Here is a 19,768-nt window from a genome sequence, read left to right as displayed (position 1 = left end):
TCAGGCCTCGTCGTGGAAGGTGAACCGCATCCGGCGCGGGGCCGTCAGCGGGAACTCGTCGGTCTCGGCGGGCGCGTCGGCTCGTGCTGTTTCAGGCAGGGGGGGCGGCAGGGGTTCTGTCGCGGGGGCCGCCGCCGCCGGGTCGGCCGGTGCGTCCGGCATTTCCCCGTCGGCGATCGGCGCGGCGTCAGCTGGATCGGGCGGCGGGGTGTCGTCCTGCCGGTCCATGTCCTGCAACCGGGCCAGCATCCCCTTGCCGACCTGATAGGCGCTTTGCAGGTCGTCGATCACGGTGGCGGCGTCGGTGTAATCCTCGCCATAATCCACCAGCCCGTCGACATTCGCCAGCACCGGGTTCAGCCGCCACAACCGGCGCAGCGCACGGCGGCGCAGCCGGTGGGGCACGGCGCGGGCCATGAATCCCGACACGTCGTCGCCGGGCTGCAACGTATCGGGGTCGGGCAGGTCGAGCTCGGCGAGGAGTTCATCGTCGCTGCGCGCAGCCTGCCGTGCCTGTTCAGCGTCCAGCGCGTGTTGCTCTTGCGCATGGGCCTCCGCCGCCGTCTCGGCCGCGACCGCCGCCCGCCGCCGGGTCCAGAAATCGGTTTCTTCCCTGCGCCCGGTCATTGCGTCTGCCGCCTTTGTGCCGGGCGCGGGGCGCGATAGACATCCGCGGCCTGCCGGATGCGCGCGTCGCCGATCCCGTCCTCGTGCAGGTCCACGCGGGCGCGGTCGCGGCGGCGCTTGATGAATTTCTCGTCCTGGTGATGGGCGTGCGCATAATCCCGCACCCAGGCGATCAGCCCGGCGGGCATCGGAACCTTTTCGACCACGTCCTCGCCGTTGTCGTCGTAATCCTGGGCCTCGTAGGGTGAGGCGGTCGCCAGCAGCACCCCGGGCGCCTCATTGCCCTCGTTGCGCAGCACCACATAGATCGACGGATCCCGGTCGGACAGGTTGACGAGATACGCCTCGGCATCCGCCGCCCAGAGCGTCAGCGTCACCGTGGCGGCATGGTGTTCGATGGTGTCGCCCTCGCGGCGCAGTTCGGTGCCCGTGGCGGGGCCGGCGCCGGGCAGCACCGCGACAGGCCGCCAGATCCAGCGCACCCAACGGGTCACGCCCGGCGATCTGCGGACGACGATGCCCAGCGGCATGTCGACATGTTCGGATGCAGTCCCCGCCAATTTTCCTCCCCTTGCGGGTGGTTTAGCCGCCTCCCGCGCCCGCAGTATGGGACAGATCCGTGTTTCCGCCAAGCCCTACGTCGGTATCGGCAGGATCAGGCCGGGGCGCGGGCCTGCGGGTGGCGGCGCCGCGCGGGCTTTACCTGCCGTGACACACTGCATAGGCTGGCCGCTGGAATGACGCTTCGGGGAGGAGGCGATGACCGGAACGGCACCCGGAACACTGATTCTGTGCAACTGCCTGGGCAGCCAGGCCCCCGATGCCGAGGCCATCGCGCGGGGTGCCGGTGTCTCGTGTTCGCGGATGCACAGGTCGCTCTGCACGGATCAGGCAGGGCTTGCCGCCGAGGCGATCCGCGCCGGCGGCGCCATGATCGCCTGCGGCCAGGAAACGGCCTTTTTCGAGGCGCTGGCAGAGGAAACCGGGGGCGAGCCGCCGGTGTTCGTGGATCTGCGCGACCGCGCGGGCTGGTCCGACGAGGGCGGGCAGGCGGGGCCGAAAATGGCCGCGCTGGTTGCCGACGCGATGCTGCCCGCGCCGCCGACCCGGTTGATGGATGTCACCTCCGAGGGCACCTGCCTGATCGCCGGGCCCGGTGACGTGGTGCTGCCGCTGGCCGAACAGCTGGCACCGCTGCTGGCGGTGACGGCGCTGGTTACCGATGGCGCGGACCTGCCCGACAGCCGCGCGTTCGACGCGCTGCGGGGGCGGCTGCGGCGCGTGACCGGCGCTTTGGGCGGGTTCGACATCATCCTCGATGGGCTGCAGCAGGTCATTCCCGGCGGGCGCGGCGCGTTTTCGCTGACCGATCCGAAGGATGGCGGCCACAGCGCCTGCGACATCGTGATCGACCTGACCGGCGGGGTGTCCATGGTGCCGGCGCCGGACAAGCGCGAAGGCTACCTGCGGGGCGACCCGCGCGATCCGCTGGCGGCGGCGCGGCTGGCGTTCGAGGCGGCGCAACTGGTCGGGGTCTTCGAGAAACCGCTCTACCTGCGGCTGGAGCCGTCGCTATGCGCCCATTCCCGCGCTCGCCAGCCGGGCTGCTCGAACTGTCTCGATATCTGCCCCACCGGGGCGATCGATCCGGCCGGCGATCATGTCACCATCGATCCGATGATCTGCGCGGGGTGCGGCTCCTGTGCCGCGCTGTGCCCGTCCGGCGCGATCACCTATGACGCGCCGCCCTTCGGGTATCTGCTGACCCGGATGCAGACGCTCGCCACGGCGTTCCGGCGGGCGGGCGGGCGCGACCCGCGCCTGTTGGTTCACGATGGGCATGGCGCAGAGATGATCCGTCTCGCCGCCCGTCACGGGCGCGGCCTGCCGGCGGATGTCGTTCCGATGGAACTGGATGTCGTATCGGGCTTTGGCCATGCCGAGATGCTGGCGGCGCTGGCGCATGGCTTTGCCGGGGTGACGGTCCTGTTGTCGCCCGCGACCGAGCGCGACGCGCTGGCCCGCGACCTGGTTCTGGCCGATGCGATCGCTGGCCCGGGACGGATCGGCCTGCTGGACGAGGCCGACCCCGATCGCATGAGCGACGCCCTTTATGGTGCTGAAAAACGCGGATCAATCGAAAACCCGGTTCTGCCGTTGGGCAATCGGCGGCAGGTGGCGCGGCTGGCGGCGCAGGCGCTGAACCCCGATGCCACCGACCCGTTGCCCCTGCCCGGACCGGCGCCTTATGGCGCGGTCCTCGTCGATACCGGGGCCTGCACCCTGTGCCTGTCCTGCGTGTCGCTGTGCCCCTCCGGCGCGCTGATGGACAATCCCGACCTGCCGCAATTGCGGTTTCAGGAGGACGCCTGCCTGCAATGCGGGCTCTGCGCCAATGTCTGCCCCGAGGATGCGATCACGCTGCGCCCGCGGCTGGACCTGTCGGACCGGGCGCTGACGCAGGTGGTTCTGAACGAGGAGGAGCCCTTTGCCTGTATCGAATGCGGTGCGCTGTTCGGGGTGAAATCCACCGTCGAGCGGATCATGGAGAAACTGGCCGGCAACCATGCGATGTTCGCCGGGTCCGACCAGGCCCGGTTGATCCAGATGTGCGACAATTGTCGGATACAGGCGCAGTTTCACAGCGAAAACAACCCATTCGCCGGCGATCCCAAACCCAAGGTGCGCACCACCGACGACTATCTGGCGAAGCGGCGGGATCACTGATGGCGCAACGGTGCGCCCAGGTCGGCGGGAGCGATGGCCGAGACATAGGCGAGGATCGCCTCCAGTTCACCGGGTTTCAGGCGCAGCGGTACGATCGGCGGCGGGCGCGCCGGATCGAAGGGCGGGGTGACGCCTTCGATCTGGGTAAAGGCCCCGTGCGGGTTGCGGGCAAAGAACCCCTCGAACCGCATGTCCCAGTCGGGCAGCGTGCGCAGCACCGCGAAAGAGGGCGTGCTGCCCAGCCCGTTCATGCGGTTTTTCGGCCCGATCACATGGCAGCGGCCGCAATGGGCAAACGACAGTTCCTCGCCGCGCGCCGCGTTGCCGTCGAAGACCGGCACACCCGGTTCCGCGGGCGCCGCCGTGACCGGGGTGAAACGCGGCGCGCCTTCGGGGCTGAACGCCGCGACGGTGCGCCGGCCGATCTCCGAGGTGAGCCAGTCGCGGAACCGTGCCGCGCCGTCGCTGTTGCTGCCGCTGTCGCCGCCGCGCAGGTAATATGTGGCCCGGTCGTCCGCGAACACCGCCACGCCGGGCGGTTCGCTGGCCAGAACCAGCGTGCCGTCAGGGTCGGGCTGCACGCGGATGCCGGTTTTCAGCGAAAACCGGGGCAGCAGGTGGCCCAGCAATCCGCTTTCCACGATCTCGGCGGGGGCGGCGAGGCCGATTGCCGCGCCGGATTGCGCCAAGAGGGGGCTGGCGGTCAGCAGCAGGCTCAGGCACATATGGATCATGCGCATGCCGCCCAACCTAGTTGCGCCGGTGCGGATGCGTCAACTTTACATGCGTTCAGGGAGCAGATGCGATGAGCGATGAGTTCAACATGTCGATGCGGAAGTTTCTCAAGCAGGTCGGTGTAACCAGCCAGCAGGCGATCGAGGACGGGTTGCGCAACGCCGGGGACGGCGCGGGCGACAGCTTCGAGGCCAAGGTGGTGCTGACCGTCGATGGCCTGAATGTCGAGCACGTCGTCACCGGCACGATCAAACGCGGCGGCGCATGAGTACCCGCGAGGCGGTTCTCGATGAACTGAAGCGGATCACGGACCCGGTCTCGGGGCAGGATATCGTTGCCGCCGGGCTGGTGCGGGCGCTGAACGTCGACGATGGCACCGTGCGCTTCGTGATCGAGATCGACCCGGCCCGCGCCGAGGCGATGGAACCGGTGCGCGCCGAGGCCGAGGCCCGCGTGCAGGCGCTCCCCGGCGTGTCCCGGGTATCCGCGATGCTGACCGCCCACAGCGCAAAGTCTCCGCCGGATCTGAAGCCGCGGCCCAAGGCCGCGCCGCAGGGGCCGCAGGCGGTGCCCGGTGTCGCGCGGATCATCGCGGTGGCCTCGGGCAAGGGCGGGGTGGGCAAATCCACCATTGCCGCCAACCTGGCCTGTGCGCTGGCGGCCGAGGGCCGCCGGGTCGGGCTGCTGGATGCCGATGTCTACGGCCCGTCGCAACCGCGGATGCTGGGCGTCTCGGGCCGGCCGGCCAGCCCCGATGGCAAGACCATCCTGCCGCTGCGTAACCACGGCGTCACCATGATGTCGCTGGGGCTGATGACCAATGACGACCAGGCGGTGGTCTGGCGCGGGCCGATGCTGATGGGCGCGCTGCAGCAGATGATGATGCAGGTGCAATGGGGCGCGCTCGACGTGCTGATCGTGGACCTGCCGCCGGGCACCGGCGACGTGCAGCTGACCCTGACGCAGAAATTCGTCGTCGATGGCGCGATCATCGTCTCCACGCCGCAGGATGTCGCTCTGCTGGACGCGCGCAAGGGGATCGACATGTTCCGGCAGATGAAGACGCCGATCCTGGGCATGATCGAAAACATGTCGACCCATATCTGTTCGAATTGCGGGCACGAGGAACACCTGTTCGGCCATGGCGGCGTGGCCGCCGAGGCCGATAAACTGGGCGTGCCGCTGCTGGCGGAGATACCGCTGCACCTGGACATCCGCACGACCTCGGACGGGGGCGCGCCGATCGTGGTGGCCAAACCCGACAGCCCGCAGGCGCAGGCGTTTCGCGAGGTCGCGCGCGGCCTGATCGCAGACGGGACGGTCTGAGCGGTGGCGCCGGCGCCCGGCTTTCCGCCGCTGATGTGCGGCGAAGCGGTGACCGGCGCCACCGATCCCTTCGATCATGCCCGCGCGCGCGCGGCGCTGGGCTGCGATGGCGGGACAGTGGTGCACAACATTCAGGCCGACCGGCTTCGCGCAGCGCTGGTGCTGGCCCCCGAGGTGCCGCTCGCCGACGCGATGGCGATGCTGCCGGTCTGCGGGATCGGCTTTCAGAACGCCCTCGGCGCGCTGGCCCCGCCCGAGGTGGCGGTGCATCTGGGCTGGAACGGCGCGATCCGCGTCAACGGCGCGCTCTGCGGCGGCTTCCGGATCGCGGCCTCGACCGGCGATCCGCAGGCGCGGCCCGACTGGCTGGTGATCGGTCTCGACCTGTCCCTGATCCGCACCACCGAGGCGCCGGGCGACACACCCGACGTGACGGCGCTCTACGACGAAGGCTGCGCCGATGTGGGCGCGGTGCAGCTGCTCGAGGCCTGGGCGCGGCACACGCTGATCTGGATCAACCGCTGGGGCGAGGACGGCAACGCACCGCTGCACAGGGAATGGATGGGTCTGCTGCATGGGGTCGGCGAACCCGTGACGCGGGCGGACTGTTCCGGCCGGTTCCTGGGCACCGACGACAGGTTCGGCATGCTGGTCCGCAACGCGGAAACCACCCGCCTGGTGCCGCTGACCCATCTGCTGGAGCCGATGCAATGAAGACGACATGATGAAACTGGCCCGCGCGATCCATTTCGACGACAGCGACACCCGGATCTTCCATTCGCCCGCCCGGACCGGCGAATGGTGCATCTCCGGCGGGTTCGAGTTCTCCGACTGGACCGGCGCCGATCTCACCGGCAAGGCGCGCCAGGCCTTTGCCAATGGCTGGCTGGGGCTGGACACGTTCGGCCGGGTCACCTTTGTCGCCGTGACCACGATCGAACAGGCCGAACTCGACGCGCTGACCATCGCCCTGGCGGGGCATTTCACCACCCTCTACGGCGCGCCCTCCATCGACGCGGCCTTGCCGGTGGCGCGGGACGAGCTTGCCCATATGACCGATCTCTGTGCCGATCATGCACCCAATACGCTGCTGACCGTGGCGCGCGATCTGACCGGGGCGGGGGTGCGCGAAAGCTTTCGCGTGATCGAGGCGCCCGAGGCGGATATCGCCCAACTCGCCATCCACGCCACCCCCGACGAATAGTCCGCCATTCCGACCGCGCCCGCCGTACCCTGACGCGGCGGGGCTCCCTTCATCTTGCCGGAAAAACTCCGGGGAGCGCGAGGGGCTGGCCCCTCGTTCCCGCACTCAGCCTTCTGCCGATGGCCGGGAAAATCAGGTCCCGGCCTTGCCCAGCCGCGCCATGCGCCCGCCGCGCCGCCGCGCCAGCCGGGGCGCGCGTGCCGGCAGTTCGGCCATGATCGCGCGGCGTTCATCCGGGGTCATCTGCGACCAGCGGGTGATTTCCTCGATGCTGCGATAACAGCCGGTGCAGATGCGTTCGGCAGGATGGATCACGCAGACCTGGATGCAGGGACTTTCCAGCTCGTCGCGCGTCCAGACCTTGCTGCGTTCGTTCATTCCCGTCCTCCCAGGTGGCGCATCCGGTCCAGCGCCCCCTGCAGGATATAGCCCGCGGCAACATGGTCGATCACCTCGGCGCGACGTTTTCGTGACGTATCCGCCTCCAGCAGCGCCCGTTCGGCGGCCACCGTGGACAACCGTTCGTCCCAGAACCCGATCGGCAGGTCGGTGAGGCGGGTCAGGTTGCGGGCAAAGGCGCGGGTCGACTGGCAGCGCGGCCCCTCCGAGCCGTCCATGTTGCGCGGCAGCCCGATCACCAGCCCGCCGATCCCGCGATCCGTCGCGATCTCCAGCAGCCGCGCGGCATCCGCGCCGAATTTCCGCCGCCGGATGGTTTCCAGCGGGCTGGCCACGGCGCGGAACCCGTCCGACACCGCCACGCCGATGGTGCGTTCGCCGTAATCCAGCCCGATCAGCGCGGTGCCGGGGGCGCAGGCGGCGGCAAAATCCTCGATTTCCTCGTGGATCATGGCTCCAGCCCGGCCTGTCGCGCGGCGGCGGCGATCAGGTCCAGCGCGTCTGGCCTGCCCGCGAACACGCGGCTGGCCTCGTCGTGGATCGCGCGGGCCCGGTCGGCTTCGCCCAGCACGCCCAGCGCACCGATCAGGCGGGCCCATTCCTCCGGCGGGCCGCCCTCGGTCGCCAGCCGGTCGGACAGCCCGTCGACCATCGACCCGATCATGTCCGCGCGGTCGGTTGCGCTCATCCGTGACGCGGCGTCGATATCGGCCGCACTCGGGCCGCGTCCGCCGGTGGGTGCGGGCAGCGCGTAATCGACGCCGGCGCGCAGCGCCATGTCCGCGATCTGCGCCCGGATCGGCGGCACCCAGGGCGCATCGGGCGGGCTGTCGTTCAGCAGGATCGCCCAGCGGCGAAAGGCCAGGTCGGGACGCCCGGTCTGGGCCTCCATCAACCCCCAGTAATACCGCGCGATGCCATTGGACGGATCACGTTTCAGCGCTCGGCTCAACGCCGCCTCGGCCTCGGGCGAGACATAGCCGCCGGCGGCAAGGATCAGCTTGTCGGCCAGTTCCGCATGATCGCCGGCAGAGGCCGCTGCCCCTTTGAGTTCGATGACCTTGCGCTGCGCGGCGTAGGAGGCGGCGAAATTGCCGACGACCGCCTCGTTGCGAGCCAGCAACTGCTGCCCCTGCAGATCGTCGGGCCGGTCCGCGACGGTGTCGCGCAGCTTTTCGAGCAGCGCGAGATAATCCGCCGCCGGTTTCTGCGCCATGTCGGGCATCGGCGGCAGGCTGTTCTCCGCCTCGGCCTGCGATGGCCGCGCCGCGCGCATCTCGGCGGCCAGCTCGATCCGGCGCGACAGCGCCAGGTCGCCATAGCCCGGCGCCCCGAGAACGCGATAGATCGCCAGGCTGCCGCCGATGACGACGAGCCCCAGCGCGGCCGCCGCGGCCAGCGTCAGCCCCCGCGATGCCCCGGCGCCCGACCCGGTGGCCCGCAGCTTGGCGTCCGCGGCCAGGATGCGCCGCGATACCTCGGTGCGCACGCGATCCGCATCCGCCGCGCCGATCACCCCGCGGGCCAGGTCGCGCTCGACCTCGCGCAGCTGGTCGCGATAGACCCGCATGTCATAGGCCGCAGCGGGTTCTTCGGTCGTATGTCGGCGCAGCAGCGCCAGCGCCAGCAGGGCCGAAACGACAAGCGCGAGCGCGGATGAGATGATCCAGAACGTCATCGGAACCTTCGCCAGATTGATACCCGGCCCGGTTTATCGCCGCCGGGGCCGGGACAAAAGCCACAAAGATGTGCGCCTTGCGAACCGTGGCGCGGCAAATCCGCGCTTTGGTGCCGCGCGGGTCGCCCGATGTCGCAAATCGTACCGAATATGCCGTGTCGGGTATCCTCCACTCTGCGCGCCGGTGGTGATACCAATGCTACAATTCGCTGATGCGATTCCCGTCGCAAACCCGTCCCGGAGGGTCCGCATGAAACGCTATTCCGCCTTCGCCGTCGCGCGCGAAGCCTTCCGCAACCACAGCGGCTGGACCCGTGCCTGGGCCAGCCCCGAGCCGCGCGACCGCTATGACGTGATCATCGTCGGCGCGGGCGGTCACGGGCTGGCGACCGCCTATTACCTGGGCCGCAATTTCGGCATCACCAATGTCGCGGTGCTGGAAAAGGGCTGGCTGGGCGGCGGCAATACCGGGCGCAACACGACCATCATCCGCTCCAACTACCTGCAGGATCCGTCGGCGGCGATCTACGAAAAGGCGCGCGGTCTCTACGAAACGCTCAGCCAGGACCTGAACTACAACGTGATGTTCAGCCCGCGCGGCGTGATCATGCTGGCCCAGACCGAACACGAGGTGCGCGGCTACAGGCGCACCGCCCATGCCAACGCCCTGCAGGGGGTTCAGACCGAATGGATCAGCCCGGCGCGGGTCAAGGAACTGGTGCCGATCATCAATCTCGACGGGCCGCGCTACCCGGTGCTGGGCGGGCTGTGGCAGGAACGTGGCGGCACCGCGCGCCATGACGCCGTGGCCTGGGGCTATGCGCGGGCCTGTTCGGACATGGGCATGCACATCATCCAGAAATGCGAGGTGACCGGCGTGCGCACCGAGGCCGGGCGCGTGACCGGCGTCCAGACCAGCCGGGGCACGATCGGCTGCGCCAAGCTCGGCCTCGTGGTCGCGGGGCATTCCGGGGTGCTGGCGGGCATGGCCGGGTTCCGCCTGCCGATCGAAAGCGTGGCGCTGCAGGCGCTGGTCTCCGAACCGATCAAGCCCTGCATGGACGTGGTGGTGATGGCCAACACCGTGCATGGCTACATGAGCCAGTCGGACAAGGGCGAAATGGTGATCGGCGGCGGCGCGGACGGGTTCAACAACTACACCCAGCGCGGCAGCTTCCACCATGTCGAGGAAACCGTGCGCGCGCTGGTCGAGACCTTCCCGATGATCAGCCGCCTGAAGATGCTGCGCCAATGGGGCGGGATCGTGGACATGACCGGCGACCGTTCTCCGATCCTGTCGAAAACGCCGCTCGACGGCTGTTTCATCAACTGCGGCTGGGGCACCGGCGGGTTCAAGTCGATCCCCGGCTCGGGCTGGGGCATGGCCGAACTGATGGCCACCGGGCGGTCGCCCCTGACCGACCCGTTTTCGCTGGACCGGTTCCGCGACGGCCGTTTCATCGACGAAAGCGTGGCCGCGGGGGTGGCGCATTGATGGCCTGTTCCCGGACCCAGGCCGACACCATGCGCGCCGATCTCGGCCCGCTGCCGGGGCTGTCGGAAAAGAAGATGTTCGGCGGGCTGTGCTTCCTCCTGCATGGCAACATGATCGGCGGTGTGGGCGGGCAGGGCGCGCTCTACCGCCCCGGCAAGGACCGGGAGGCCGAGGCGCTGGCGCTCCCCGGTGTCGGGCCGATGATCATGGGCGGGCGCAGGATGGGCGGTTTCGTCCGGCTTGACGACGACCGGTTCGATGACACCGCCACCCGCACCCGCCTGACCGAACTGGCGCTGGCCCATGTGGCGGCCCTGCCACCGAAGGAGTGAGCCGATGCTGATCCTGACCTGCCCCTGCTGCGGCGTCGAGGCCGATGAAACCGAACTGCATGGCGGGGGCGAGGCCCACCTGTCCCGCCACGGTCCGGGCTCGACCGATGACGCGTTTCGCGACTACCTGTTCTCGCGCGAAAACCCCCGTGGGGTGCATTTCGAACGCTGGCGGCATGTGAACGGATGCGGCAAATGGTTCCACGCCGCCCGCTGCACCGCCACGCTCGAGGTGTTCGGCACCTATCCGGCGCAGACGACCGAGCCGCCGCAGTCGATCCGCGACGCGATCACCGCAAGACGCTCTGGCTGGCGGTGGAGGGATATCGCCTGATGCTTCCTCTTGCCAGAAATATCCCCGCCGGAGGCTCCGGCATCTCGACCCGCGAAAGGCCAGCCGCATGAGCACACGCATCGCCACTCAGGGCCGCCTGATCGACCGCGGCAAGACCCTGCGCTTTACCTTCAACGGCCGGGACCTGACCGGCCATCCCGGCGACACGCTGGCCTCGGCGCTGCTGGCCAACGACCAGGTCATGATGGGCCGGTCCTTCAAGTATCACCGCCCGCGCGGCGCGGTGGCCGCTGGTGCCGAGGAACCCAACGCGCTGGTCAATCTCGGCGACGGGGCGCGGTTCGAACCCAACCAGCGGGCCACCACGACCGAACTGTTCGACGGGCTCAGGGCGCGATCGCAGAACCACTGGCCCAGCCTCGAATTCGATATCGGCGCCATCAATGCCAAGCTGTCGCGGTTCCTGCCGGCGGGGTTTTACTACAAGACCTTCATGTTTCCGCGCGCGTTCTGGAAACATGTCTATGAACCCGTCATCCGCCGGTCGGCGGGGCTGGGGCAGGTCCCCAAGAGCCGGGATGCCGACCGCTATGAACACCTGCACGCCAGTTTCGACGTGGCGGTGGTCGGGGGCGGCGTGGCCGGGCTGACCGCTGCGCTGGAGGCCGCCCGCGCGGGCGCGCGGGTGATGCTGATGGAGCAGAGCGCCCATTGGGGCGGCCGCGCCCCGGTCGACGGGGGCGAGATCGACGGGCGCGCGCCGCAGGCCTTCGTCGATGCCGCCCTGGCCGAACTCGGCGCGATGGACAATGTCACCCTGCGGCTGCGCTGCATGGGGGCGGGGGTCTATGACCACGGTTACCTGCTGGGCTATGAACGGCTGACCGATCACGCGCCCGAAACGGCGGCGCCGCGCCACCGGCTCTGGCGTATTCGCGCCCGCCGGATCGTGACCGCCACCGGCGCCATCGAACGGCCGCTGTCATTCGCCGGCAATGACGTGCCGGGGGTGATGCTGGCCTCGGCCATGCGCGACTATGTCGTGAACTGGGCCGTCGCGCCCGGCTCGCGCGTGGTCATCGCCACCAACAACGACGACGCCTATCGCACTGCGCTGTGCCTGCGGGCGGCGGGGATCACCGTGCTGCGGGTGCTGGATGCCCGCGAAACCGGCGGCGGAGAGCTGATGCAACAGGCGGTCGAGGCCGGGATTCGCGTCGATTGCGGCCGCGCCATCGGCAAGGTCACCGGCGGCAAACGCGTGCGCAAGGTCCAGATCTGCGCCCAGCACGGGCAGGGCGGCGCGCTCGAAGCGATCGAGGCCGACGCGGTCGCCATGTCGGGCGGCTGGTCGCCGGTCGTGCATCTTTGGTCCCATTGCGGCGGCAAGTTGGCCTGGGACGCGGCGCAGGCGCATTTCCGCCCCGACCCGGACCGCCCGCCCACCGGGGCCGACGGGCAGGGCTTCGTGATCGCCGCCGGTGCCGCCAGCGGTGTGCTCGATCTGGCCGCGGGGCTGGCCGATGCCCACGCGGCGGGCCGCGCCGCCGCCGAAGGCGCAGGGCTGAAGCCGCGGAAATCCGCCGTGCCACGGGCCGCGGCGGCGCCCGAGGCCGCACCCGAGCCGGTATGGCTCATGCCGGCCCGGGCGGAACCGGCGCTGCGGGCCAAGGCGTGGCTGGATTTTCAGAACGACGTCAAGGTGTCCGATGTCCAGCTCGCCGCGCGCGAAGGCTATGAAAGCGTCGAACACACCAAGCGCTACACCACGCTGGGCATGGCCACCGACCAGGGCAAGCTGAGCAATATCAACGGGCTGGCGACGCTGGCCGATGCGCTGGGTGCCGAGATCCCGGCCGTGGGCACCACCACCTTCCGGCCGCCCTATACGCCGATCTCGATGGGGGCGATCGCCGGCGAGGCCCGCGGCGCATTGTTTCAGCCGGTGCGGCAGACGCCGATACATGACTGGCATGCCGCCCATGGCGCCCATTGGGAACCGGTCGGCCACTGGCGCCGGCCCTACGCCTATCCGCGCGCGGGCGAAACCATCCATGACGCGGTGATGCGCGAGGTGAGGAACACGCGGGAAGCCCTTGGGATGCTTGATGCTTCCACGCTGGGCAAGCTGCTGGTCAAGGGCCCCGACGCGGGCCGGTTCCTCGACATGCTCTATACGAACATGATGTCGACGCTGAAACCCGGACGCTGCCGCTATGGGCTGATGTGTTCGGAAAACGGCTTCCTGATCGACGATGGCGTGGTGGCGCGGATCGACGACGACACCTGGCTGTGCCACACCACCACCGGCGGGGCCGAGCGCATCCATGCCCATATGGAGGAATGGCTGCAGACCGAATGGTGGGACTGGCAGGTCCATGTGGCCAATGTCACCGAACAATACGCGCAGGTGGCCGTGGTCGGACCGAAGGCCCGCAAACTGCTGGAGAAACTGGGCGGCATGGATGTCTCGAAGGAGGCGCTGCCGTTCATGGCCTGGGCCGATGGCGAGATCGGCGGAGTTCCGGCCCGCGTCTTCCGCATCTCGTTCTCGGGCGAACTGAGCTATGAAATCGCGGTGCCCGCATCGCGGGGCCGTGCCTTCTGGGACACGCTCCATGAGGCCGGGCGCGAGTTCGGGGTCATGCCCTATGGCACCGAATGCCTGCACATCATGCGTGCCGAGAAGGGCTTCATCATGATCGGCGATGAAACCGATGGCACCGTGATCCCGCAGGATCTCGGCCTCGACTGGGCGATCTCGAAGAAGAAGGACGATTACCTGGGCAAGCGGGCCCAGGCCCGCAGCCACATGACCGACCCCGGCCGCTGGAAACTGGTGGGGCTGGAAACCACCGACGGATCGGTTCTGCCCGATGGCGCCTATGCGGTCGATGAGGGCGTCAACGAAACCGGACAGCGCAAGGTCCAGGGGCGGGTTACCTCGACCTATCATTCCCCGACGCTGGACCGGGGCATTGCCATGGGGCTGGTGCGTCACGGGCCCGACCGCATGGGCGAGGTGCTGGAATTTCCCGGCACGGACGGCAAGACCTATCATGCCCGGATCGTGGATCCGGTATTCTATGACAGGGACGGGGAGAAGCAGAATGTCTGAAGCGAAGAGCGCGCTGGACGGCATGACCTTCGACGGGTTCGTGGCCCTGCGCGAAACCGGCCTGCAGGGGATGATCACCCTGCGCGGAAATCTCGATGCGCGGCCGCTGAAGGCCGCCCTGAAGACCTTTGGCGTGGCGATACCGAAACAGCGTGCGATCGTGCAGGCGGAGGACCGCGCCGCCGCATGGATGTCGCCGGACGAGTTGCTGCTGTTCTGCCCCTATGACGAGGTTTCCGGGGCGCTGGCGGCGCTGCATGTCACCCTGGCCGGCAGCCATGCGCTGGCGGTCGACATGTCGGATGCCCGCGCCATGTTCGAACTGCGCGGGGACCGGGTGCGCGAGGTTATGGCCAAGCTCGCCCCGGTGGATTTCGCCCCCGGCATCTTCGAGCCGGGAGAGTTTAGGCGGTCGCGCATGGCCCAGGTGCCGGCGGCGTTCTGGATGCCCGATGGCGAAACCATGCGGATCGTCTGTTTCCGCTCGGTGGCGCCCTACATGTTCGAGTTGCTGAAGACCTCGGCCCTGCCGGGCTCGGAGGTGGGATTGTTCCGCACCGGGGCGTGACCCGGGCGCGGGTGGGGTGGCGCGCATCCCTGCCTGCCATCCGCCGTTCTTTGGGACGCCCCCTTGACCTGCCGGGATGCGCGGCCCATGAAACGGGTAACGCACACCAATCACGGAGGGCCGACACATGGCTTTTGAACTACCGGATCTTCCCTACGCACATGACGCGCTGGCAGCCAACGGGATGTCGGCGGAAACGCTGGAATATCACCACGACCTGCACCACAAGGCCTATGTGGACAACGGCAACAAGCTGATCGAAGGCACCGAATGGGCCGGCAAGAGCCTCGAGGAGATCATCGTCGGCACCTATGATGCCGGCGCGGTGGCCCAGAACGGGATTTTCAACAATATCAGCCAGTTGTGGAACCACAACCAGTTCTGGGAAATGATGGGGCCGGGCGAAAGCAAGATGCCGGGCGAGTTGGAGAAGGCGATCACCGGCAGCTTCGGATCGGTGGACGAGTTCCGGGCGGCCTTCGGCGCCGCGGGCGCGGGCCAGTTCGGATCGGGCTGGTGCTGGCTGGTGCAGAACCCGGACGGGTCGCTGGCGGTCACCAAGACCGAGAACGGCGTGAACCCGCTGTGTTCGGGCCAGACCGCGCTGCTGGGCTGCGACGTGTGGGAGCATTCCTACTACATCGACTTCCGCAACAAGCGGCCGGCCTATCTGGAGAACTTCCTGAACAATCTCGTGAACTGGGAAAACGTCGCCTCGCGGATGAGCTGACACCGCGCGTCGCAGGACGGCAGGGCGCCCGGGCCAGATGTCCGGGCGCTTTGCGTTCAGGGCTTGCGCGGGTGGCGGATTGCGGGAGCCTCCGGCGGGGATATTTCCGGCAAGAGGAAGCGGGCGCGATCAGGCCAGGGCGGCGCGCAAGGTGGCCATTGCCGCGTCGGGGGTATCCGCCCAGTCGATGAACCCGGCCAGCGACGCCTCGGCAAAACCATCCGCGATGATGCCGTCCAGAAGCGTCCGGAGCGGTGTCCAGTAGCCGCCGGAATTCAGCACCACGATCGGCTTGGCGTGCAGGCCGAGCTGGCGCCAGGTGAGCGCCTCGAACAGTTCGTCCAGCGATCCCGCGCCGCCGGGCAGGACCACCACCGCGTCGGCATTCATGAACATGACCTTCTTGCGTTCATGCATCGTTTCGGTGACGACATAGCGGTTCAGGTCGGTCTTGCCGACCTCGCGCGAGACGAGATGGGCGGGGATGACGCCGAACGTGTCGCCGCCGCCCGCCTGCGCGGCCCGGGCGACCGCGCCCATCAGCCCCACATCGCCCGCGCCATAGACCAGACGCCAGCCTTCGGCCGCCAGCGCGTGGCCCAGGGCGGTGGCGTGTTCGGTGTAGAGCGGCGTTGCGCCTGCGCGCGATCCGCAATAGACACAGACGGATTTGGCGGACATCGGCGGCCTTTCGCGTTGATTGTCGGGTGTAACTTCGGCTCGGACCGGTGATAGCGCGGTCGCCGGAGCGGCTCAACCGGCAGCGGCAGGCGGGCAAGAGGAAAGCGCATGGCAAGATTTTCCGGCGCATATGGAACCGGGTGGGCCAGCTGGGCACTGGGCGCGGCGATTGCCGCGGTTGTGGCCCTGGCCTGGTATCGCACGCCCGGGCCGGATGCGCCCGGGCCGGATGCGCCGGGACCCGGTGACGTTCGGCCAGAGCGGGCGGAGACCGGGATCGCGGCGGGGCCAACCGGTTCGGGTATTGCACCGGAAGAAGCGGCCGTTCCTGAAACCGTTGCCGAGGTCGCCGTGATGGATGCGCCGACGCCGCAGCCCGCGCCGGTTGCGGCGCCGCCGGCGGATGCACCCGCACCGGTTTTACCCTCGATCGATCTGGCACGGGTCGACGATAGCGGGATGGTGGTGGTCGCGGGCCGCGCCGCCCCCGGCAGCCGGGTGACGGTGCTGCTGGACGGGCGCGCGGGCGCGGTGCAGGAGGCCGATGCCGGTGGCGCATTTGCCTCGATCATCGCGATGGAGCCGGGCGACGATCCCGTGGTCCTGACCCTGAGCGCGGAGGCGGACGGGGCCGTGGCGGCATCGGAAGACCAGGTGATTCTCGCCCCGCGCCCGGCTAGGCCGCCGGCCGCGGATGCCGGTCAGGTGATCGCGGAGGACGATGCGGGTGCGGTGGCCCGGCCGATGCCCGCCGGGCCGAAGGAGGACGCCAAACCCGACCAGATGGCTGTGGCATCGGTGTCGCCCGCCATGCCGCAGACACCGTCCGGGTCCGGACCCACGGCGGACGCGACAGAGGTAACAGAGGCATCGGGAACGGTCGCGGTGCTGCGGGCATCGCGCGACGGGGTGGACCTGATATCGCCCTCCGCGGACGCCGCAGGGGCGCCCGATCAGGTTCAGCTGGATACCATCGGCTATACCGATCGCGGCGAAGTGCTGCTGAGCGGCCGTGCCGGGGCCAACCGCTCGGTGCGGGTCTATCTCGACAACAGGCTGGTGGCCGAGCTGGGCGCCGATGGGGCCGGGCGCTGGAAGGGGCGGTTGCCGGATGTGCCGCCGGGGGTTTACGCATTGCGGCTCGACGAGATGGGCGATGGCGGCGGCGTGACCAGCCGGCTGGAAACCCCGTTCCAGCGCGAGGCGCCGGAGGTCCTGGAGCGGCCCGGCGCGCAATCGCCCGGATCGGCGGTGCTGCGCGAGGTGACGGTGCAGCGCGGCGACACGTTATGGGCCATTTCGCGCGAACGCTACGGGGACGGTTTTTTCTATGTCCGCGTGTTCGAAGCCAATCGTTCGGCGATCCGTGACGCCGACCTGATCTATCCCGGCCAGGTCTTTGCCCTGCCGGACGACCCGATCCAACGCCAGGAATGACCGTTCTACATGTCCCCAGCACCTGATCCCGAACTCCATGCCGACGAGCGCCGGTCGGGGATGCGCACCATCCGCAAGGTCGCCCCCTATCTCTGGCCCGACGACCAGCCCTGGGTCAAACGCCGGGTGGTGGGCGCACTGCTGCTGCTGCTGCTGTCCAAGCTGATCGCGGTCGGCACGCCGATCCTCTACAAGGGCGCGGTCGATGCGCTGGCCAAGGATGGCGCCGTGCCGGTGCTGGCCCTGGGGGCGGTGGGGCTGACCGTGGCCTATGGCGTCGCGCGGCTGTTGAACGTGGGGTTCCAGCAATTGCGGGACGCGGTCTTTGCCCCGGTGACGCAACGGGCGCTGCGACAGCTGGCGCTGGAAACCTTCGGCCACATCCACCGCCTGTCGCTGCGCTATCACATTTCGCGCCGGACCGGCGGCCTGAGCCGGATCATCGAACGCGGGGTCAAGGGCGTCGAGTTCCTGTTGCGGTTCATGCTGCTCAGCGTCGGGCCGCTGATCCTGGAGCTGCTGCTGGTCGCGATCATCCTGACCACGCTGTTCGACGTCTGGTATCTCGCAATCGTGAGCGTCACCATCGCGCTTTATGTCTGGTTCACCTTCAAGGTCACCGAATGGCGGGTCAAGCTGCGCCGCGAGATGAACGACCAGGACACCGACGCCAACCAGAAGGCGATCGACAGCCTGCTGAACTATGAAACGGTCAAGTATTTCGGGGCCGAGGCCCGCGAGGCCGAACGCTATGACGGCGCGATGCGGCAATACGAACAGGCGGCGCTCAAGACCTCCTATTCGCTGGCCTTTCTCAATTTCGGCCAGTCGCTGCTGATCACCGCGGGGCTGGTGGGCGTGATGGTCCTGGCGGCGCTGGGGGTGCAGGCGGGCACGCTGACGGTGGGCGATTTCGTCATGGTCAACGCCTACATGATCCAGATCACCATACCGCTGAACTTTCTCGGCACCGTCTATCGCGAGATCCGGCAGAGCCTGGTCGACATGGGTGAAATGTTCGACCTGCTGGAACAGCCGACCGAGGTGGCGGATCGCCCCGGCGCGCCCGATCTGGCCGTGACCGGCGGCGCGATCGAGCTGCGCGACGTCCGGTTTTCCTATGATCCGGACCGCGAGATCCTCAAGGGGGTCAGTCTGACCGTGCCCGCGGCCCGGACGGTGGCCATCGTCGGGGCGACCGGTTCGGGAAAATCCACCATCGGGCGGCTGCTGTTCAGGTTCTACGACGTGACCGGGGGCGCGCTGCTCATCGATGGCCAGGACATCCGCGAGGTGACCCAGCAGAGCCTGCATGCCGCCATCGGCGTGGTGCCGCAGGATACGGTGCTGTTCAACGACACCATCCGCTACAACATCGCCTATGGGCGCGACGGGGCCACGCAGGCGGATGTGGAGACGGCGGCTGCTGCCGCGCAGATCCACCAGTTCATCATGTCGCTGCCCGATGGCTATGACACGATGGTGGGCGAACGCGGCCTGAAACTGTCGGGCGGCGAAAAGCAGCGGGTCGGCATCGCCCGGACCTTGCTGAAGAACCCGCCGATCCTGTTGCTGGACGAGGCGACCAGCGCGCTGGACACCGAAACCGAACAGGAAATCAAGGGTGCACTGGCGCAGGCGGGGCAGGGGCGCACGGTGATCACCATCGCGCACCGGCTGTCCACCATCGCCGAAGCGGACCGCATCGTGGTGCTGGAACGCGGCGAGATCGTCGAACAGGGCACCCATGACGAACTGCTGGCACGGGGCGGGCGTTACGCCCAGCTCTGGTATCGCCAGCAGACCGACGAGGCGGCCTGAGCGGGCCAGCCCAGCGGCCGGTTCAGGGTTCTGCCCACACGATCCGGTCCAGTCCGAACGCGGTGGTGATCTCGTCCTGCAGCCGCGATTGCAGGGCGCCGTATTCATCCTGAACCTGCCGCGCGGCCGCATCGTCAGGCGTGTTGGCCAACCGGATCAGCAGCCCGGCCATCTGGCCCAGGATCGGGTGGAACCGCTCGGTCAGGATATGCCGCCGCGCGCCCAGGATCTCGAACACCTCGGTCAGGGGCACGATGTCGCCGTCGCGGATCAGCCCCTCGACCTCGGTGCCGTGGCGGCGCCGGTTCAGGTCGCTGGCGATCCGGGTCAGGCGGTTCAGGATATCGCCGATGGTCTCGTAACGTTCGAGCAGGATCATCTCCTCGAAGCGCGACCGGCGCTCGACGCCAAGCTCGAACAGCTTGGCGCGGCGGTCGAACTCGGCCAGGATCGCGCGTTCGGTGGATTTCTGGACCAGGAACACGCCGGCGGCCACCAGCGCGGCAAAGAGAATCGCCAGCGGCGAATAGGTTGCCAGCAGTTCGAGTATGTCGCCGGTCATGGTGGCCCGTCCCCGGTGGATGGGGCCAGCCTA

21 protein-coding genes are annotated in these 19,768 nt (G+C 68.7%); 13 read left to right on the top strand and 8 right to left on the bottom strand.

The annotated features are described in order from the left end of the window. Together C6Y53_RS00855 and C6Y53_RS00850 are read right to left on the bottom strand one after the other, a co-directional pair. On the bottom strand, nucleotides 1-627 hold the full coding sequence (locus tag C6Y53_RS00855; RefSeq protein ID WP_106470713.1) for a DUF3306 domain-containing protein: 627 nt from the start codon (nucleotides 625-627) through the stop codon (nucleotides 1-3). Further along, entirely contained in the window at nucleotides 624-1,157 is a 534-nt protein-coding gene (locus tag C6Y53_RS00850; RefSeq protein WP_106470712.1) for a DUF3305 domain-containing protein, read from the bottom strand. Before C6Y53_RS00850 ends, C6Y53_RS00855 begins: the two co-directional genes overlap by 4 nt. A gap of 229 nt (nucleotides 1,158-1,386) precedes the next feature. Between C6Y53_RS00850 and C6Y53_RS00845 the strand changes: the two genes are divergently transcribed. After that, a complete protein-coding gene (locus C6Y53_RS00845) occupies nucleotides 1,387-3,354 on the top strand; it encodes a 4Fe-4S binding protein (protein ID WP_106470711.1) in 1,968 nt (655 codons plus the stop codon). On the opposite strand, the gene C6Y53_RS00840 is transcribed toward C6Y53_RS00845, so the two are convergent. Beyond that, complete coding sequence (locus C6Y53_RS00840) at nucleotides 3,348-4,094, bottom strand: c-type cytochrome (protein ID WP_106470710.1); 747 nt, start codon at nucleotides 4,092-4,094, stop codon at nucleotides 3,348-3,350. The two genes, C6Y53_RS00845 and C6Y53_RS00840, sit on opposite strands and share 7 nt — an antisense overlap. A gap of 65 nt (nucleotides 4,095-4,159) precedes the next feature. Between C6Y53_RS00840 and C6Y53_RS00835 the strand changes: the two genes are divergently transcribed. The 4 genes from C6Y53_RS00835 to C6Y53_RS00820 are packed head-to-tail and all read left to right on the top strand — an operon-like array spanning nucleotide 4,160 to nucleotide 6,619. Then, a complete protein-coding gene (locus tag C6Y53_RS00835; RefSeq protein ID WP_106470709.1) occupies nucleotides 4,160-4,357 on the top strand; it encodes a DUF6494 family protein in 198 nt (65 codons plus the stop codon). Then, nucleotides 4,354-5,415 carry an iron-sulfur cluster carrier protein ApbC gene (gene apbC, locus C6Y53_RS00830; RefSeq protein WP_106470708.1) on the top strand — a complete coding sequence of 354 codons (1,062 nt, stop codon included), beginning with the start codon at nucleotides 4,354-4,356 and terminating at the stop codon, nucleotides 5,413-5,415. The genes C6Y53_RS00835 and apbC overlap by 4 nt, the downstream gene beginning before the upstream one ends. 33 nt (nucleotides 5,416-5,448) lie before the next feature. Next, nucleotides 5,449-6,129: a biotin/lipoate--protein ligase family protein gene (locus tag C6Y53_RS00825; RefSeq protein ID WP_106473879.1), complete on the top strand. Its 681-nt coding sequence runs from the start codon at nucleotides 5,449-5,451 to the stop codon at nucleotides 6,127-6,129. Between the two features lie 10 nt (nucleotides 6,130-6,139). Further along, nucleotides 6,140-6,619, top strand: coding sequence for a DUF6505 family protein (locus C6Y53_RS00820; RefSeq protein WP_106473878.1), 480 nt, complete (start codon nucleotides 6,140-6,142; stop codon nucleotides 6,617-6,619). A gap of 132 nt (nucleotides 6,620-6,751) precedes the next feature. Here the strand turns inward: C6Y53_RS00820 and C6Y53_RS00815 are convergent, their stop codons facing one another. The 3 genes from C6Y53_RS00815 to ccmI are packed head-to-tail and all read right to left on the bottom strand — an operon-like array spanning nucleotide 6,752 to nucleotide 8,696. Next, nucleotides 6,752-6,997: a DUF1289 domain-containing protein gene (locus C6Y53_RS00815; protein ID WP_106470707.1), complete on the bottom strand. Its 246-nt coding sequence runs from the start codon at nucleotides 6,995-6,997 to the stop codon at nucleotides 6,752-6,754. Next, entirely contained in the window at nucleotides 6,994-7,470 is a 477-nt protein-coding gene (ruvX, locus tag C6Y53_RS00810) for a Holliday junction resolvase RuvX (protein WP_106470706.1), read from the bottom strand. Before ruvX ends, C6Y53_RS00815 begins: the two co-directional genes overlap by 4 nt. Next, nucleotides 7,467-8,696, bottom strand: a complete 1,230-nt coding sequence (gene ccmI, locus C6Y53_RS00805) for a c-type cytochrome biogenesis protein CcmI (protein ID WP_106470705.1) — start codon at nucleotides 8,694-8,696, stop codon at nucleotides 7,467-7,469. The genes ruvX and ccmI overlap by 4 nt, the downstream gene beginning before the upstream one ends. 250 nt (nucleotides 8,697-8,946) lie before the next feature. On the opposite strand from ccmI, the gene C6Y53_RS00800 reads away from it, so the two are divergent. From C6Y53_RS00800 to C6Y53_RS00775, 6 genes are all read left to right on the top strand, one after another. Then, nucleotides 8,947-10,191 (top strand): sarcosine oxidase subunit beta family protein, encoded by a 1,245-nt coding sequence (locus C6Y53_RS00800; protein WP_106470704.1) that lies wholly within the window; start codon nucleotides 8,947-8,949, stop codon nucleotides 10,189-10,191. Beyond that, nucleotides 10,191-10,523 carry a TfoX/Sxy family protein gene (locus C6Y53_RS00795; RefSeq protein WP_106470703.1) on the top strand — a complete coding sequence of 111 codons (333 nt, stop codon included), beginning with the start codon at nucleotides 10,191-10,193 and terminating at the stop codon, nucleotides 10,521-10,523. The genes C6Y53_RS00800 and C6Y53_RS00795 overlap by 1 nt, the downstream gene beginning before the upstream one ends. Nucleotides 10,524-10,527: 4 nt before the next feature. Beyond that, nucleotides 10,528-10,857, top strand: a complete 330-nt coding sequence (locus C6Y53_RS00790; protein ID WP_106470702.1) for a sarcosine oxidase subunit delta — start codon at nucleotides 10,528-10,530, stop codon at nucleotides 10,855-10,857. Between the two features lie 67 nt (nucleotides 10,858-10,924). Then, entirely contained in the window at nucleotides 10,925-13,936 is a 3,012-nt protein-coding gene (locus C6Y53_RS00785) for a sarcosine oxidase subunit alpha family protein (RefSeq protein ID WP_106470701.1), read from the top strand. Beyond that, nucleotides 13,929-14,504 carry a sarcosine oxidase subunit gamma gene (locus C6Y53_RS00780; RefSeq protein WP_106470700.1) on the top strand — a complete coding sequence of 192 codons (576 nt, stop codon included), beginning with the start codon at nucleotides 13,929-13,931 and terminating at the stop codon, nucleotides 14,502-14,504. Before C6Y53_RS00785 ends, C6Y53_RS00780 begins: the two co-directional genes overlap by 8 nt. A gap of 127 nt (nucleotides 14,505-14,631) precedes the next feature. Continuing rightward, nucleotides 14,632-15,234 carry a superoxide dismutase gene (locus tag C6Y53_RS00775; protein WP_106470699.1) on the top strand — a complete coding sequence of 201 codons (603 nt, stop codon included), beginning with the start codon at nucleotides 14,632-14,634 and terminating at the stop codon, nucleotides 15,232-15,234. A 129-nt stretch (nucleotides 15,235-15,363) separates the two neighbouring features. Here the strand turns inward: C6Y53_RS00775 and C6Y53_RS00770 are convergent, their stop codons facing one another. Beyond that, nucleotides 15,364-15,915 carry an LOG family protein gene (locus C6Y53_RS00770; protein ID WP_106470698.1) on the bottom strand — a complete coding sequence of 184 codons (552 nt, stop codon included), beginning with the start codon at nucleotides 15,913-15,915 and terminating at the stop codon, nucleotides 15,364-15,366. 108 nt (nucleotides 15,916-16,023) lie between these two features. Here C6Y53_RS00770 and C6Y53_RS00765 point away from each other — a divergent pair, with 108 nt between their 5' ends. After that, nucleotides 16,024-17,352: a LysM peptidoglycan-binding domain-containing protein gene (locus tag C6Y53_RS00765; protein WP_106470697.1), complete on the top strand. Its 1,329-nt coding sequence runs from the start codon at nucleotides 16,024-16,026 to the stop codon at nucleotides 17,350-17,352. 9 nt (nucleotides 17,353-17,361) lie between these two features. Then, nucleotides 17,362-19,173: an ABCB family ABC transporter ATP-binding protein/permease gene (locus C6Y53_RS00760; protein WP_106470696.1), complete on the top strand. Its 1,812-nt coding sequence runs from the start codon at nucleotides 17,362-17,364 to the stop codon at nucleotides 19,171-19,173. A 22-nt stretch (nucleotides 19,174-19,195) separates the two neighbouring features. Here the strand turns inward: C6Y53_RS00760 and C6Y53_RS00755 are convergent, their stop codons facing one another. Beyond that, nucleotides 19,196-19,735: a hypothetical protein gene (locus C6Y53_RS00755; protein ID WP_106470695.1), complete on the bottom strand. Its 540-nt coding sequence runs from the start codon at nucleotides 19,733-19,735 to the stop codon at nucleotides 19,196-19,198. Nucleotides 19,736-19,768 lie beyond the last annotated feature (33 nt).

This window comes from Pukyongiella litopenaei (assembly GCF_003008555.2).
Lineage (GTDB): Bacteria > Pseudomonadota > Alphaproteobacteria > Rhodobacterales > Rhodobacteraceae > Pukyongiella > Pukyongiella litopenaei.
The sequence above is the reverse complement of the archived record's forward strand: the minus strand, read 5'-3'. Positions and strand labels throughout refer to the sequence as shown.

Bases quoted from the DNA above. Each gene is read 5' to 3' on its own strand.
- C6Y53_RS00775 (WP_106470699.1), top strand. From the start codon at position 14,632: ATGGCTTTTGAACTACCGGATCTTCCCTACGCACATGACGCGCTGGCA.
- C6Y53_RS00850 (WP_106470712.1), bottom strand. From the start codon at position 1,157: ATGCCGCTGGGCATCGTCGTCCGCAGATCGCCGGGCGTGACCCGTTGG.
- C6Y53_RS00795 (WP_106470703.1), top strand. From the start codon at position 10,191: ATGGCCTGTTCCCGGACCCAGGCCGACACCATGCGCGCCGATCTCGGC.
- ccmI (WP_106470705.1), bottom strand. From the start codon at position 8,696: ATGACGTTCTGGATCATCTCATCCGCGCTCGCGCTTGTCGTTTCGGCC.
- ruvX (WP_106470706.1), bottom strand. From the start codon at position 7,470: ATGATCCACGAGGAAATCGAGGATTTTGCCGCCGCCTGCGCCCCCGGC.
- C6Y53_RS00785 (WP_106470701.1), top strand. From the start codon at position 10,925: ATGAGCACACGCATCGCCACTCAGGGCCGCCTGATCGACCGCGGCAAG.
- C6Y53_RS00760 (WP_106470696.1), top strand. From the start codon at position 17,362: ATGTCCCCAGCACCTGATCCCGAACTCCATGCCGACGAGCGCCGGTCG.
- C6Y53_RS00845 (WP_106470711.1), top strand. From the start codon at position 1,387: ATGACCGGAACGGCACCCGGAACACTGATTCTGTGCAACTGCCTGGGC.
- C6Y53_RS00815 (WP_106470707.1), bottom strand. From the start codon at position 6,997: ATGAACGAACGCAGCAAGGTCTGGACGCGCGACGAGCTGGAAAGTCCC.
- C6Y53_RS00755 (WP_106470695.1), bottom strand. From the start codon at position 19,735: ATGACCGGCGACATACTCGAACTGCTGGCAACCTATTCGCCGCTGGCG.
- C6Y53_RS00780 (WP_106470700.1), top strand. From the start codon at position 13,929: ATGTCTGAAGCGAAGAGCGCGCTGGACGGCATGACCTTCGACGGGTTC.
- C6Y53_RS00770 (WP_106470698.1), bottom strand. From the start codon at position 15,915: ATGTCCGCCAAATCCGTCTGTGTCTATTGCGGATCGCGCGCAGGCGCA.
- C6Y53_RS00855 (WP_106470713.1), bottom strand. From the start codon at position 627: ATGACCGGGCGCAGGGAAGAAACCGATTTCTGGACCCGGCGGCGGGCG.
- apbC (WP_106470708.1), top strand. From the start codon at position 4,354: ATGAGTACCCGCGAGGCGGTTCTCGATGAACTGAAGCGGATCACGGAC.
- C6Y53_RS00825 (WP_106473879.1), top strand. From the start codon at position 5,449: ATGTGCGGCGAAGCGGTGACCGGCGCCACCGATCCCTTCGATCATGCC.
- C6Y53_RS00765 (WP_106470697.1), top strand. From the start codon at position 16,024: ATGGCAAGATTTTCCGGCGCATATGGAACCGGGTGGGCCAGCTGGGCA.
- C6Y53_RS00840 (WP_106470710.1), bottom strand. From the start codon at position 4,094: ATGCGCATGATCCATATGTGCCTGAGCCTGCTGCTGACCGCCAGCCCC.
- C6Y53_RS00800 (WP_106470704.1), top strand. From the start codon at position 8,947: ATGAAACGCTATTCCGCCTTCGCCGTCGCGCGCGAAGCCTTCCGCAAC.
- C6Y53_RS00820 (WP_106473878.1), top strand. From the start codon at position 6,140: ATGAAACTGGCCCGCGCGATCCATTTCGACGACAGCGACACCCGGATC.
- C6Y53_RS00790 (WP_106470702.1), top strand. From the start codon at position 10,528: ATGCTGATCCTGACCTGCCCCTGCTGCGGCGTCGAGGCCGATGAAACC.
- C6Y53_RS00835 (WP_106470709.1), top strand. From the start codon at position 4,160: ATGAGCGATGAGTTCAACATGTCGATGCGGAAGTTTCTCAAGCAGGTC.